The 14399-nt window shown below is 68.3% G+C and carries 11 protein-coding genes and 1 pseudogene; 6 read left to right on the top strand and 6 right to left on the bottom strand.

Annotated features, from left to right (window positions below):
- The first annotated feature begins 71 nt into the window (after positions 1-71).
- The gene (locus tag OG937_44605) at positions 72-485 is read left to right on the top strand and encodes a CoA-binding protein (protein ID WUD79075.1); all 414 of its coding nucleotides are present in this window, start codon (positions 72-74) and stop codon (positions 483-485) included.
- Positions 486-1913: 1428 nt separating this feature from the next.
- Positions 1914-2141: a hypothetical protein gene (locus OG937_44610; GenBank protein ID WUD78302.1), complete on the top strand. Its 228-nt coding sequence runs from the start codon at positions 1914-1916 to the stop codon at positions 2139-2141.
- An 801-nt stretch (positions 2142-2942) separates the two neighbouring features.
- Here the strand turns inward: OG937_44610 and OG937_44615 are convergent.
- Together OG937_44615 and OG937_44620 are read right to left on the bottom strand one after the other, a co-directional pair.
- Positions 2943-4319: pseudogene (locus OG937_44615) on the bottom strand (IS1380 family transposase).
- 935 nt (positions 4320-5254) lie between these two features.
- Positions 5255-6010 (bottom strand): SDR family oxidoreductase, encoded by a 756-nt coding sequence (locus OG937_44620; protein ID WUD78303.1) that lies wholly within the window; start codon positions 6008-6010, stop codon positions 5255-5257.
- Between the two features lie 239 nt (positions 6011-6249).
- Between OG937_44620 and OG937_44625 the strand changes: the two genes are divergently transcribed.
- Positions 6250-7077 carry a helix-turn-helix transcriptional regulator gene (locus tag OG937_44625; protein WUD78304.1) on the top strand — a complete coding sequence of 276 codons (828 nt, stop codon included), beginning with the start codon at positions 6250-6252 and terminating at the stop codon, positions 7075-7077.
- A gap of 262 nt (positions 7078-7339) precedes the next feature.
- Here OG937_44625 and OG937_44630 read toward each other — a convergent pair whose 3' ends face one another.
- Entirely contained in the window at positions 7340-7699 is a 360-nt protein-coding gene (locus tag OG937_44630; protein WUD78305.1) for a DUF6223 family protein, read from the bottom strand.
- A gap of 226 nt (positions 7700-7925) precedes the next feature.
- Here OG937_44630 and OG937_44635 point away from each other — a divergent pair, with 226 nt between their 5' ends.
- Complete coding sequence (locus OG937_44635) at positions 7926-9053, top strand: sensor histidine kinase (protein ID WUD78306.1); 1128 nt, start codon at positions 7926-7928, stop codon at positions 9051-9053.
- Positions 9050-9712: a response regulator transcription factor gene (locus OG937_44640; GenBank protein ID WUD78307.1), complete on the top strand. Its 663-nt coding sequence runs from the start codon at positions 9050-9052 to the stop codon at positions 9710-9712. Before OG937_44635 ends, OG937_44640 begins: the two co-directional genes overlap by 4 nt.
- A gap of 59 nt (positions 9713-9771) precedes the next feature.
- Here OG937_44640 and OG937_44645 read toward each other — a convergent pair whose 3' ends face one another.
- Together OG937_44645 and OG937_44650 are read right to left on the bottom strand one after the other, a co-directional pair.
- Positions 9772-12117 (bottom strand): bifunctional polysaccharide deacetylase/glycosyltransferase family 2 protein, encoded by a 2346-nt coding sequence (locus tag OG937_44645; GenBank protein WUD78308.1) that lies wholly within the window; start codon positions 12115-12117, stop codon positions 9772-9774.
- 37 nt (positions 12118-12154) lie between these two features.
- Positions 12155-12691, bottom strand: coding sequence for a hypothetical protein (locus OG937_44650; GenBank protein ID WUD78309.1), 537 nt, complete (start codon positions 12689-12691; stop codon positions 12155-12157).
- Between the two features lie 189 nt (positions 12692-12880).
- Here OG937_44650 and OG937_44655 point away from each other — a divergent pair, with 189 nt between their 5' ends.
- Positions 12881-13756, top strand: a complete 876-nt coding sequence (locus OG937_44655) for an IS5 family transposase (GenBank protein ID WUD78310.1) — start codon at positions 12881-12883, stop codon at positions 13754-13756.
- Positions 13757-13780: 24 nt separating this feature from the next.
- Here OG937_44655 and OG937_44660 read toward each other — a convergent pair whose 3' ends face one another.
- Positions 13781-14278, bottom strand: coding sequence for a hypothetical protein (locus OG937_44660; GenBank protein WUD78311.1), 498 nt, complete (start codon positions 14276-14278; stop codon positions 13781-13783).
- Positions 14279-14399: the final 121 nt, after the last annotated feature.

Consider the following 14399-nt stretch of genomic DNA (forward strand, 5'->3'; position numbering starts at 1 on the left):
GACCTGGCTCTTCCCGTGATCGTGTGCTTGGCGGTAAGCGGTGCGGAGCGCAGGGGGTGTCGGGTATGACGGTGTATGGCGATGACGCGACGATCAGGCGGATCCTGACTGCTGCCGGCGATACGTGGGCTGTGGTGGGTTTGTCTGACAATCCCGAACGGGCCGCTTATCGCGTGGCCGGGAAGTTGCAGCGTCTGGGTAAGAGGGTGGTGCCCGTGCACCCGAAGGCCGAGACGGTGCACGGCGAGCCGGGTTTTGCGTCGCTGACGGAGATCCCTTTTGCGGTGGATGTGGTGGACGTGTTCGTCAACTCCGCCCTTGCCGGGGGTATCGCGGACCAGGCGGTGGCGATCGGTGCCAAGGCGGTCTGGTTCCAGCTGGACGTCATTGACGAGGCCGCCTACGCAAGGACACGCGATGCGGGCCTGCTGATGGTGATGGACCGTTCCCCGGGGCGGGAGATACCCCGGCTGGGGCTGGGCTGACGCTTCCCGGCCGGCCCCGGCGCGATCACGCATCACTGAGGTGGGTGCCCGGCCGGGGTGCATCCCTTTCAGGGTGCGGGTTGTTTCGGCAGGTTGCGCCGTGGCCCTGTGGTCGATGGACCAGACGGCGTGTGCATTGACCGTGACGCCACCTTCGTGCGGAAACTCAGCTCCGATTGCGAGGGGATTCGTTGCGCAGCCTCCAGATTTCTATCCACTGCCGGGCGTGATCGGCTGCCAACTGCGGGTCGGGTGCGTCGGCGGGCTGCACTGCGAGGCTGACCCCGCATTGCCTGCACAGCTGATGGATCCAATGGAGGCCGTCGTGCCAGTCGCTGGTGTTGTTCGGGTTTCCGCATACCCGGCACGTCAGGGCAGGAGCTTCATCGAGCGGGACCGGCGAACTGAGTACCCGCTCGACGACCACCGGCAGCGGCTCGCCGGGATGGATCGTCGGCTCGGGGCAGTAGGCAATGTTCCCCCACCCACGCTGCCAGCCTCGCCATGACTGGTCTGCTTTCGCCTGCCGAAAGCCACGTGCTTTGTCCGGCGGCTGTTGGCATAGGCACCACGTTCGTCAGCGAGCCAGAGCTGTCGGGCGTGGTGCAGCTCCGCGACGGCGCGTATCAGCGAGTTCGGATCCTTCTCCGGATTCTTGGGAATGCCAGCGCTGAGGCAGAGGTGGTGATAGGTGGCTCGGAAGCCGTAAGGCGCGAAGTGGACAAGGCACGACCTCAGATTTGTATGCCGGACACGCGCGGGCAGGCCTTCGTCGTAGACCCGTCTGTGGTGCGTGTTGAAGCTGCTCATCCCAGGACGCTACGGCCTGCCGAGCCGGATCGCACTTCACTTTGGCGGCCCAGGTCTTGCCCGGGCAGTGCCTTTCACCAAACTGCGGCCAGAACCAACTTCAACGAGCCCTATCAGCATTCTCGGACGCGTTTTCCGGCCCTGGTGCTGATGTGGCCGCACGTTCCGTGTGCTGCCGGCGTCTCATAACGATGGCGGGCTCCGCACGGCTGCCGGCGCCGGAGGGTGAGTGTGGGCGGTCCGGGGGAGGGTGCCGGCACTGGGGGCAGGGGGCTGAGGCTTTGGTCAGGTGGGGTTGCTGTGCGCGATCGGGGATGGCCCTGGTGGGAGGGCCGCCCGGTCTGGTGCGGGGCCGCGGGGCGGGTGGAGTGGATGGGGGAGCCCGGGCGCTCGTGCTCGCGTATTAGGTGCTGCCCGGCGGGGATCGCGCGAGTCGGGTTCCTCGTTGCCGCAGGGGGTACGGGGCGAAAGGATCCGGCCAGTTGCACTGTCAAGTCGCCGGAGATGTGCAGATGATGCGACAGTTCGAGATGTGCCGGGCAACGTGTCGATACATTGGGGGTCTGCTGCTGGGGCCGGCCGGATGCGGGATCCGGTGAGGTTGAGGAGTTTTTGGTCATGGGGGAGTCCGGGTTCACGGAGCGCTGGCTGGAGACCGGCTCGGGGCCCGGTGCCGTGGTTCGGGCCCGTGTGGCGCAGGTGAACCAGGCGGTTCAGGCGGCGTACCGGGCGTGGCTGGACCATGCCACCTCGTGCTCCACGTGCCGGGATGGGGCCGCTCGTCAGTGCACGGTGGTGCAGCCGCTGTGGGACGCCTACCAGGCGGCTCAGCTGGCGGCCCAGTGACCGGGTGCCGGGCAGAATTGGCACCGGCACCCGGCGCGGTTGGCCAGCCGGCCGGTACCGGGGTGTCACTGGAACTCGCATGTCTCAGGCGCAGTTCCCCGCATTCGGGTCGCAGATGCCACCCGTGTCCTTGGGGGGCTCCACCAGTTTATGAAATCCGAAGGGATCGATCGCGTCCTAGCTCATCTCCCACCGGCCGCCCCAGAAGCCGAAACTCTGGACGTAGCTGTTGGTCTGGGCGAAGGGCATCAGGTATCCCGCCATGCCGAAGACGCGGCCACGGATCCTCGGGCCCAGCAGCCCGTCCGGTTACGTGGTGAGGACCGGTCGGGCGCTCCGCGCGACCTCGTCGGCGTTCACCGCCCTGTCCACGGCGGGGTCGCCCCACTTGTGCGGGCTACCGCCGGCACCGCGTGCCTGCGCCCAGCCAGCCGCACGCCCGGCCCCGCAGCTTCATCTGCTTTGAGAGGCACTGCGTCGCATAACGAGTTGCCGCCGACAACAGGGCCTGCGGCAACTGCCATTCTCACTCAGGCGATTGACAACTGAGCGATTCGGGCGGGGCACTTCGTCGCCGAGTGGCTGTCACTGAAGGGGTGCCCCTCCGGCTCCGCTCGCTCAACCCACTGACCGCCATTAGCCTCGATGTTTCGTGACGGTCCGTCGGTTTCTTCTGGCGGGCCGTTTCGGTGTTCGGGCTGGTGGTGGGCAGGCGGTGGGCCCGGCTGTCGCGTCGGGTGGGCGCCGGGTTCCACGGCTCCGGTCGGGGTGGTGCGTTCGTAGGGGTGGGAAGTTTGCTGGTCAGCCTGGGTTCGGCAGGGCTGCGAGGCGGTGCAGGGCTTGGGTGATCAGGTCGGTCCAGGGTCAGTGGGCGGCGAGGCGGAGGATGCGGCGCCGTCCGGTGGTGACGAGTTGGGCGGCGGTGGAGAACAGCCGGAGCCGCAGCCGGCGGGGTTCCCAGCAACGGGCGGGGCCGGTGAGGGCGAGCATCGGCATCCAGGCGAGCAGGTCCAGGGCGATCTGGACGATCTCCAGCCAGATCTGGTTCTGGGCGGTGTCGTGGAGGGGGAGGTTCCGTAGGCCGGTGGCGCGTGCGGCACGGATGCGGTCTTCGGCGCGTGCCCGTCGGCGGTGCCGCAGCTCCAGTTCGGCGATCGGGACGTCGGGGGTGTTGGTGGCGAAGCAGGTGAGCCGCATGCCGTCGGCGTCGGTGATGCGCAACTGCGCTCCGGGGTGGGGTCGTTCTTTGCGGACGACCAGCCGCATCCCCTTCGGCCAGCCGGTGAGGATGTTCCCGGTGAGTTCGGCGATCCAGGCGCCGTCGCGGATCTCGCCGCCCGGTTCTATGGCCGGTGTCCAGGCCGAGGCGGGCACCTTGAGGACGGCCTGGTGAATCTGCTCGGTGATGGTCATGCCGACCGAGTACGACAGCCACCGGCCCGGCTGGGCGAGCCAGGCCAGGAACGCGTGGGTGCCGCCGCCGGAGTCGGTGCGGATCAGGGTCTGCCGTCCGCGCCGGAACCGCTTCGGGAGCTGGGCCAGGGCGAGTCGGGCGGCTTCGATGTGGTCGGCGGCGGTGTTGGAGCCCGCGTTCCCCGGCCGCAGCAGACCTGCGACCGGCTCGCCGGATCCGCCCGGGCCGTGGTCGACGAAGGCCATCAGCGGGTGGTGCCCGAAGGTCTTCTTCCACGTCGCGGCGGCGTCCTGCTTGTCGGAGTGCGCGATGACCAGCACCCCGTCCAGGTCCACGGTCACCTGCCCGCCCGCGTCCGGTGCCGCGGGGCCGGCCACCTGCCAGACGTGCTCGCGCACTCGGGCACGGGCTGTGCGGATCGCGGCCAGAGCGCGTTCGCCGCCTGCGGCAAGGGTGTCGATCAGCCGGGACACGGTCGGGTCGGAGGCAACCGACCCGAACACCGCGGGCTCGGCCCGCAGCATGCCGACGTCGGCCAGGCAGTCCCCGCCCAGCGCGACCGCGAGCGCTACGTCGAGCAGGATCTTGCCCGGGTTGTGCACCGCCCGCGGCTTGCGCCACGGCGTCAACGCTGTCGATATCGCCCGGTCGAGACCGGTCTTGCGGAGCGTTTCGACGAGCAACACACCACCCGCTTGGGAGGCCACCCCACGACCGCCGCCCTCGACACGGACATGCGGGTAGGACCCGATACTCTTCTTCACCTGAGGAGTGCAGCTTTCCTGACGACGAACAGGACCCTAGACAAGTCCCATCGTCCCAGGTCAGCAGCACTCCTCGCTTATTTGATCAAGCCTCGGACACCCGCACTCCTGAAAGCGCGAGGTTAGAGTTGTCATGTGGGTGACCTGCCTCCTGATCTGGATGCCTTGCACGTGATCCGCCTCTACCTGCAGCTACAGATTGACGCGGTCGACGCCAAGATCCGCGAGACCGAAGAGTCAGGTGAGCCCTCCGCACCTACGTCAGCAGAACGCGAGGGCTCCTTTGCAGTCGGCTTTCGCCTCCAGCACGTACCCAGGGGCGGGACGCTCCGTGGTGTGGTCCACCGCGGTGACTGCCCGGACGCAGCCGGCGATTGGCTCACCCCGCGTGAGGTCGAGATTGCGTTCCGTATGCCCGACGTGACGCCCTGCCCACGCTGTCACGCGAGCTTGGACGACTCGTAGCCGGTGCGTCCAGTCCGAGTCGGTATCCGCGGGCGCCTCCCGTGGTCCCGCAGGATGGACGCGCGGGCCTACTTCGGCTTCGCCGTCGGCGGCGTCCTCCCCGCGGCCCGGCCCGGCCCGGCGCCGACGTCAGGATCGCGGCAATTCTTGAGCACATCTATCGCGACTGATCAAGAGGCGACTACTTTCTGTCTATCCTCTCGACAACGCACTCTTCGATCCAGCGAGGAACGACGCTCGGGTGGGGAGCGCATGTGCCTTCCCCAGCATTGGTCCGCGAGAGGGTCCGCCGACTCCGTCGGCGGACCCTCGGAAAGGTCGATGCAAATTGTTCGGCCGCCATCGGATAGCCGTTGCTGTGTCAATGGATGTGGTGCCGCTGGCACAACGACTCTTGCTCGGCAATCAGGACATTGTCCGGTTGTTAGAACAGCCGAATTCGATGATCTGCAAGAACAAGCCGGCGGTGGTCAGCAGCTGAAACCGCCGTCGACCGGAAGGCTGGCTCCGGTGATGAATGCAGCCTCCGGCCCGACGAGGAAGGAGACGGCGGCGGCAATCTCCTCGGGGCGCCCGAACCGCCCCATCGGGGTGAGTGATGTGACGAACGAGGCATCTTCCGCATCAGCTGGGTTCATATCGGTGTCTATCGCGCCGGGCTGAATCGCGTTGACGGTGATGCCGCGTGGGGCGAGATCGCGCGCCCAGCCCTTGGTGTAGGTGACGACCGCAGCCTTCGTCGCCAGATAGTCGGAGAGACCAGGGAAAGGCACCCTGGTGGTGGCGGATCCATTGGAGGCGATGGAGACGATCCGCCCTCCCGTCGTCAGGAGGGGCGCCGCGGCGACCACCGTACTGACAACGGATTGAAGGTTGATGGCCAACTGTCGGTCGAATTGGTTCTGGTCGCGATCCGGCGCGTCGACTGTTCCCGTGACATGAACTCCCGCATTATTGACAAGGATGTCGAGTCGACCGAAGTGATCGGCGACTCGGCGGACGAGATGCTGTGCTCGTGCGGGGTCGGCCTGGTCAGCCTGGACAGCCAATCCGCGACGGCCGGTTGCTTCGATGGCCGCGAGGGTCTTCTTGCCCTTCTCAGGGTCGGCCGCGTAACTGAATGCCACGTCGGCGCCATCAGCCGCGAGCCTTGCGGCAATGGCTGCCCCCATCCCGCGCGAGCCGCCTGTCACCAGGGCGACTTGACCTGTGAGCTTCTGATGCATGAGTGCCCTCACAATCATTTACTGCAGTTCGGTGGGACAAGTGCCAGCGTGCTCACACATGTGCCACGCAGCATCGCGGCGCGGCGACAATCTCGTCGGCGACGGGTCCGCGTGACGCAGGTGGGCCGCTTGGTCATGTGCAAGAGACTGGCCCAACAGGTGGGTGCGGCGCCTCACCACGTTGTGGGTACCCATGGGGTGGGTTGGCTGTCCCGAGGGTGGAAGCGCAGGATGGGGGCATGAGCGAGCAGCGAAACATGGAACTCGGCGACTTCCTGCGGTCGCGGCGGGCGGCGCTGACCCCTGCCGAGTTGGATATTCCGACATACGGGACAGTTCGGCGGGTTCCGGGTCTGCGGCGCGAGGAGGTGGCTTTGCTCGCGGGTGTGAGTGTGAATTACTACGCCCGCATCGAGCAGGGAGAAAGCCACCAAATTTCCGAATCTGTAATGGAAGCGATCGCCAACGCGCTGCGCCTCAAAGACAACGAACGACTTCACCTGCTGCGCCTGGCCTCACCCGGGCAATTCGCCCAACGAGACCTCGGGCCCGAAAAGATCCGCGACTCGTTGCTCGCACTGGTCGGGAGCAACAGTGAGCAAGCGGCACTGGTCGTCGGACGACATATGGACCTGCTCGGCGCGAACCGGCTCGGCTATGCGCTCTTCGGCCTAACTCAGGGGCAGCGGGTCAACCTGGCCAAACAGGTGGTCCTCGAACCAGCGATGCGCGACCTCATGGTCAACTGGGCCGACCAGGTCCGGGATGTTGCTGCCTACCTGCGAATGGCCACCACTGACATGTCTAACGACACTCAGCTTGCCGAGTTGATCGGTGAGCTGAGCATTAAGAGTTCGGAGTTCTCCCGATTCTGGGCCGCCCACCCAGTCAGTCGATGTACGCACGGAGTGTACGAGATCGACCATCCAATGGTCGGCCGCCTGACTCTGAACGAGGAAACTTTGGAAGTGGGGGAGAATTCCGGGCAGCGCGTCGTCTTCCTCGGCGCCGCACACGGCTCCGATTCTGCGCAACGCCTGCGACTGCTGGACTCCCTGATCTCTTAGGCCTTCTATGAGACCTTGTCGAACCGTTTTGCCATCCCCTTGAGCAGGGGCAGGTCATCCTTTGAGGAGATTGTAAACTATCTATAAAGTTGTCCATGGCTATTCGCTGAACTAGTACTCCGGGAGACTGGCTTTCGCCCCCGCCCGTCTCCGGTGATCTCCGGGGCTGCGGTGCTCCCTCTTGGTGCCGTCGCCTACGGCATCAGGCGCGGTCTCGCGACGCGCGGCCGACCGTGTCCGGCCGCGCTCGTATTCGCTGTGGTCAGCCGGTCGGTACGGTGCGGCGGGAGCGGGTCAGCGCCCGGCGGCCGAGGAGGATGGCGATCAGTCCCAATGGGATGGCCGCGATGGCTCCGACGAGGCCGTTGCCGGTGCCGGGACCGCCGCTGGAAGTGGCCAGGTGCAGCACTGCCAGGATCGTGCCGGCCAGCCCCGCCGCCATGGCCGACATGGCGCCGGTGCGCGCGTTGCCGGTGCTGATCCGTGCGGCGGCACGGGCGAGGGCCAGCCAGCCGATGGCCACGCCGACCAGCCCCACCCCGAGGGCCAGGTTGGCCCCCGTCCGCCCATCGCCGATGACTCCGCCCTCGGCAGCCGCCATCAAGACGTCTGATGCGCTCATGTCTCTCCCCTTCTGCACGGCAATTTCAAGGTGTCGCTGTGCCTTGAGCATGTCTGCCGACCGCACCGCCGGTCGTCCAGCAGACGCAGGCACTTTGCGCTGCCGCCCGTGCCGCAGACGCCTGCTGCGGATGTGGCAGAAACCGTGTGGATACTGCGGGCGCGGTGGCGTCCCGCTCGTCCACGAGCGGGATTTGCCCGCAGCGACACCCGGTTAAGGTGCGCGCATGACCAAAGGACGGTTCGGCGTCCCGGCCGGTGTCGGAGACTGGGCGATCGCCCTCGGTGTGGCGGCCCTGCTGCTGAGCACCGGGCTGCCCAAGGCGCACCCCGGCACAAGCCCTGACGTGATCGGCTACGCGCTGCTGTCGGCCGGCGGCCTCGCGCTGGCCGCGCGTCGCCGCGCTCCGCTGACCGTCCTGGTCATTACCGGGCTGTGTGCGGTGGGGTATCAGGCGGCCGGCTTTGACGTGCTCTCCGTCCCGTACCTGGTCGCGGTGTACGGCGCGGTGCGGGCCGGGCACCGAGCCGTCACCGTGGCGGCGTCCGTGACCATGTTGGTCGCTCTTCAGCTCACTGCCCTGGTCTTCCACGACGGGCCTGCGGGCGAGGCGTTGGCACAGGCCCGCCACGTCCTCGAGGTTGCCTGGTTGATCGCCGCATTCGCCGCGGGGGAGGCGCTGCGGCAGGCCGAGCGACGGGCGGACGAAGCCGAGCGCACCCGGGAGGAGACCGCGCGGCGCCGTGCGGATGAGGAGCGGTTGCACATCGCGCGGGAGCTGCATGATTCGCTCACCCACCAGATCTCGATCATCAAGGTGCAGGCCGAGGTCGCCGTTCACGTCGCTCGTAGGCGAGGTGAACAGGTGTCCGAGGCCCTGCTGGCCATCCAGGAAGCCGGACGTGAGGCGACCCGGGAACTGCGCGCCACCCTGGAGGCGCTGCGTGATGACGACACCACCCCGCCCCGCGGGCTCGACCACATCCCGGAGCTGGTGGAGCAGGCGAACAGCGCGGGCCTTGCGACGACGCTGACGATCGAGGGACCGCGGACCGACCTGCCGGCCGCGGTGGGCCGGACCGCCTACCGGATCGTTCAGGAGGCGCTGACCAACATCGCCCGGCACGCCTCCGCCGCGACCGCGTCGGTCCGCATCGACTATCGGGCCGACTCACTCGCCATCCAGGTCGATGACGACGGCAAGGCCACGCCGGACACAGTGCCGAAGCACGGCCTGGGTCTGCTCGGCATGCGTGAACGCGTCACCGCCCTCGGCGGACGGCTGCTCGCGCAGCCGCGCAGCGAGCGCGGCTTCACCGTCCAAGCCGAACTCCCCCTGGACCACACCTCATGATCCGTGTCCTGCTGGTCGACGACCAGCCGCTCATTCGCAGCGGATTCCGCGCACTCCTCGACCTCGAAGACGACATCGAGGTGGTGGCCGAGGCCGCCGACGGCGCGGAGGGCCTGGCGCTGACCGAACAGCACCTGCCCGACGTCGTGCTGATTGATATCCAGATGCCGGTCGTCGACGGCATCGAGGCCACCCGGCGCATCGCCGCGGACCCGGCCCTGGCTCAGGTGCACGTGGTCATCGTCACCAACTACGGGATGGACGAGTACATCCTGGACGCGCTGCGTGCCGGCGCCGCCGGTTTCCTCGTGAAGGACATCGTGCCGGACGACTTCGTGCACGCTGTGCGTGTCGCCGCCCGCGGTGACGCGCTGCTCGCGCCGTCCATCACCCGCAAGCTGATCAACCGTTACGTTACCCAGCCGATCTCCGCCGTCGCCGACACCGGCTTGGCCGAATTGACCGGCCGCGAACGCGAGGCCGTCGTCCTGGTCGCGCAGGGGCTGTCCAACGACCAGATCGCCGACCGAATGGTGATCAGCCCGCTGACGGCGAAGACCCACATCAACCGGGCCATGACCAAGCTCCACACCCGCGACCGCGCCCAACTCGTGGTACTGGCCTACGAATCCGGCCTCATTGCTCCGCGCAACTCCTGACGTGGAGGAGAGCATCCGGGCGGCGGCCAAACGCTAACGGGGCCGAACTGCCAGACGGGTTACCAGCCGGGTCGGGTGTCCCAGGGCGGTCCGCCGTGCTCGTGGCTCAGGCCCGGTGTCTGCCCGTTGTGGAGGTACGGAACGTCGGCCGTACCTCCGGGGGAGCGGGCCTCGCGGATCCAGGAGTCGGCCAGGCCGGTGGCGGTGGCGGCGGAGACGGGCTGCGCCGGTCCAGGCTCCGGCGTCGGCGTCTGGACGGGTACCGAGAGACTGCCGTAGCGCTCCATGCGCTGCCAGCGCAGCCGCGATCCCGCGGTCGCGGTCACGACCGATTGGATGACCACGAGGTACATCAGTTGGCGGTAGACGAACTGCTGCAGGGGCAGGCTCCACAGCGGACGGGAGCTTTCGCCATCGAGGCGGAAGGCGTAGAAGCCCATCGCGGCCTGGAGGGCCAGGAACGCCAGCCACAGTCCGAGGATGCGGAACGGGTCGAGGAAGATCAGCCCGTATACGGCGAAGATGTCGACGACCGGTGCCAGCAGTGGCAGCAGGACCTGAAAGAGCAGCAGATACACCAGGCCGCGCCGGCCCAGCTTGCCTGCCGCGCCGGACTGGACGAGGGCGCCCCGGTGCTTCCACATCGCCTGCAATGTTCCGTAGCACCAGCGGTAACGCTGCCGCCACAGCGCCCCGAGGGATGCGGGCGCCTCGGTCCAGGCGATCGCGTTCTCCTCGTAGACCACCCGCCAGCCGTCCCGGCACAGTGCCATGGTCAGGTCGGTGTCCTCGGCGAGCGTGGCGTCACTGACGCCGCCGACCCGGAGCAGCGCTTCACGCCGGAACGCACCGACGGCCCCGGGGACGGTGGGCATGCACTCGGCGAGATCGAACAGCCGACGGTCGAGGTTGAAGCCGACGACGTACTCGATGTGCTGCCAACGGCCCAGCAGCCCGCCGCGGTTGATGACCTTGGCGTTGCCGGAGACGGCGCCCACCCGCGGGTCGGCGAGGGGTTGCACCAGCATGCGGACCGCATCGGGCTCGAAGACCGTGTCGCCGTCGACCATGACGAGCAGGTCGTGCGAGGCGGCGGCGATCCCGGTGTTGAGGGCCGCGGGTTTGCCGGCATTCGCCTGGCGGATGACGCGGACGTGGGGGAGACGCAGCGCTTCCACGAGGTCGGCCGTGCCGTCCGTGGAGCCGTCGTCCACCACGATGACCTCGACGGGGTGGTCGGAGGCAAGCAGCGAACGGACCGCGGCCTCGATGCCTGCGCTCTCGTTGTAGGCGGGCACGATCACGCTGACGGGCGCGGTGACCGGGTGCCCCCACGCGGTGCCGCGCCGGCGGATGTGACGCCGGGCGGCGAACAGCACCGCACCGGCGCGCAACAGCGCGAGCGCTCCGGCCGCGTACAGCAGCCAGCCGAGAATGCGCAGCGCCCACGCGCTGCCGTCGAGTGCCGCGATGAGGCCGAGGCCCAGCCAGTGGTCCTTGGCCGCGACCGGCTTGACGGCCGTCGGGACGTCCGCGGCGGCACCGACGGTCGTCACGGTGAAACCGCGGGCGGCGAGCTTCGGCAGCAGCCGGTCGAGGGCGGCGACGGTCTGGGCCCGGTTCCCGCCGCCGTCGTGCATGAGCAGGATCTGGCCGGCGGTCCCGTGAGGCAGGGAGTTGGACACGATCCGGTCCGCCCCCGGCCGCTGCCAGTCCTGGCTGTCGAGCGTGCTCAGTACGGTCAGGTAGCCATCCGCTCCGGCCGCCCGGATCGCCTCCCAATCCTGGTTGTCCAGGGCTTCGTTGGTGGAGGAGTACGGCGGGCGCAGCAGCGAGCTGGTGTTTCCGGTGGCTCCGGCCAGCATCAGCTGGGCCTCACGCAGCTCGAGCGAGCGCTGCCAGGGAGGGATGCCCGCGAGATCGGCGTGCGTGAAGGTGTGGACGCCGAGCTGATGCCCCTCGGCGAGAATGCGCCGGACCACCTCCGGGTGCGCGGCGACCTCGGTGCCGACGACGAAGAAGGTGGCGTGGACGTGGTGGCGTCGCAGCACGTCCAGGATCTTCGGCGTCCACGTCGGGTCAGGGCCGTCGTCGAAGGTGAGGGCGATGGTGTGCGGCCGGGGGCGGGCGGTGCGGGGCGTGGCCGCCGCGCTGTCGATCACCGGACCGCCGTGGGTGACGCCGGCGGGCACGTGGTCGGAAGGGCCACCGGCCGATGCGGAGTCATCGCTGATGCCGAACGTGTGCTGCGTGTAGCCCTGGATGAGCAGGGCCGCGCTGAGCGTCAGGACGAGCACCGTCAGCAGCAGCCAGTGGGTGCGCAGCGGCGCGTTGCGGGCGACTCCCCGACGGTCACCCCGCCTGCGGGAACGAGGGGTAGCGGCGTGGGTGTGGGCGTGCGACATCGGGGGACTCTCTTCGACGGCGGATCGGCTGCCCGGGTCAGGGGCGGCCGCCGCCAGTGCTGTGGGCCGGGGCGGGGTGAGTGGCCGTGCTCTTGCCGTGGGTCGCCTGGGCAGCCGGTGGCGTCGTCGCGGCGGAGGGCTTGGCGCTGGGCGCCGAGGCCGGAGGCGTGGTGACCGCCACAGCGGTCGCCGTGGCGGCCGGCGCCGGACGGGCATCGGCTCCGGTCGTGCTGGTCCCCGCACGGCTGGGTCGCGCGCTGCCCTGGCTGCTCACCGAGGTCGGTGAGCCCCGGTCGGGCCCGGAGACGCCGGGTCCCGAGACACCCGGGCGGTGGTCGGACGCGGGGAGCGGAAGATACGGCGCGGAGACCGTCGGACCCCCGAGGGCGGCGCTCAGCAGCAGGGCGACGTACGCGCCGGCGGGCAGAGCCAGCAGCCAGCCGAGTCGGCGCACCCGCCGTTGCCGCCGACCGGAAGGGTCGACGAAGACAGGTCGCGTGGCGGCGGTCTCGCGGGGCGCGCCGTGACGCGCCCGGCTTCGGGACGCCGTATCGGAACGGGGGCTGGTCTGCACGAACGCGGAGGATACAGCTCGGCCGACCGCACAGCGACCGTCCTATTATTTCCGGAAAGTCATATCCGAAAGCGGTCAACGAGCCCCATCAGCTTCGTCATGCCCAGGCACGATCCGACCCATCGTGTGGGCGCAGAGCCCTAGGCCGTGTATCGAAAGTGGATCTTGAGTGCTGGATGATCACGGTTCATGGGTCGGGGAGATCGTACGGACGAGCAGTGGGCGGTGTTGGAGCCGTTGTTGCCGAAAGGAATGAAGGCGGGGTGGCCGCCGGTCTGGCCGCGACGGCGGCTGATCGACGGCATACGGTTTCGGGTCCGGACCGGTGTTCCGTGGCGGGACGTGCCTGTCGAGTACGGGCCGTGGGGCCGGGTCTACGACCTGTTCCGCCGATGGCAGCGGGACGGCACCTGGCACCGCGTCCTGACCCGGCTCCAGTCTCTGGCCGATGCGAAGGGTGCGATCACGTGGGACCTGAGCGTCGACTCCACGGTCTGCCGTGCCCATCAGCATGCGGCCGGGGCCCGGAAGCGGGGTGACCTGCAGAAGGAACCACCGGGTGGCCTGTTCACCGAGCCTGGTGATCACGGGCTGGGAAGGTCGCGCGGCGGATTCACCACCAAGCTGCACCTGGCCGTCGAGCAAGGTCAGAAGCCCATGTCGATCGTGGTGACGGCTGGACAGCGCGGGGACTCGCCGCAGTTCGAACCCGTACTGAAGAAGGTCCGTGTGCCCCGCATCGGGCCGGGCCGGCCACGTGTCCGCCCTGATCGCGTGCGGGCGGACAGGGCGTATGCCTCCCGCAAGAACCGCGGCTACCTGCGCCGCCGCGGGATCCGCTGCACCATCCCCGACAAGGCCGACCAGGCGCGCAACCACAGGAAGCGAGGCTCGCACGGTGGCAGGCCACCGCATTTCGACCCGGTCGACCACCGCGAGCGTCATGCAGTCGAGTGCGGGATCAACCGCCTCAAAAGACACCGCGCCGTCGCCACCCGGTACGACAAGCTCGCGGTCCGCTACGAGGCCACTGTCCTCGTAGCGGCCATCAACGAGTGGCTGTGATCGGCACGCTTCGCCCGCGGCAGTTCAGAGCTCAATGCCCAAGCCGTCCATGAACTCCTGGAACAGATCCTCCACGAACGGGTCGGACCGCTTCGACAGGACATCGGCGATCGCCTTGGGCGCCGGGGTCAGGCCAGCCGCCCGCGCCCAGGCCACAGCACGCTCCGCAGCCTCCTCCGGCCCCAAGAACCAGTCGTCGACGGATTGGCCATCCTCTGCCATGTAGGCGGACATAGCTGTCCGATCGAGACATGCGCGCCAGGTTTCCTGGTCCCTGGTCCGGCCTTCCAGCACAAGGCAGTCGCTGTCCATGACGAATCCGGCAAGAACCGGATGGCCAGTGACGTCAACCAGTTCGATGAGACTCTCCTCATCGAGCGAGGTCCGCCCTTCCAATGACCAGAGCCGCCAGTCATCAGCGCGCTCCTGGAGCAGCTCCATGCGCACCCCGTCAGTGAAGGCCGCCACCTCACCCAGCGGATGCCGATGGCGAACGACGACAAGGGAACCCCAGTACCCCATCTGCTTGCTCCATGTTCGAAAGTCGCTGCGTGGCGGCGCTCACCGCTGCCCAGAGCCGCGTTCGCGCAGGGAGGGGTGATTCTTGCAGAAATCCACTTTCGTAACAGGCCCTAATGCCCCC

The sequence above is a fragment of the Streptomyces sp. NBC_00510 genome (assembly GCA_036013505.1).
Taxonomy (GTDB): domain Bacteria; phylum Actinomycetota; class Actinomycetes; order Streptomycetales; family Streptomycetaceae; genus Actinacidiphila.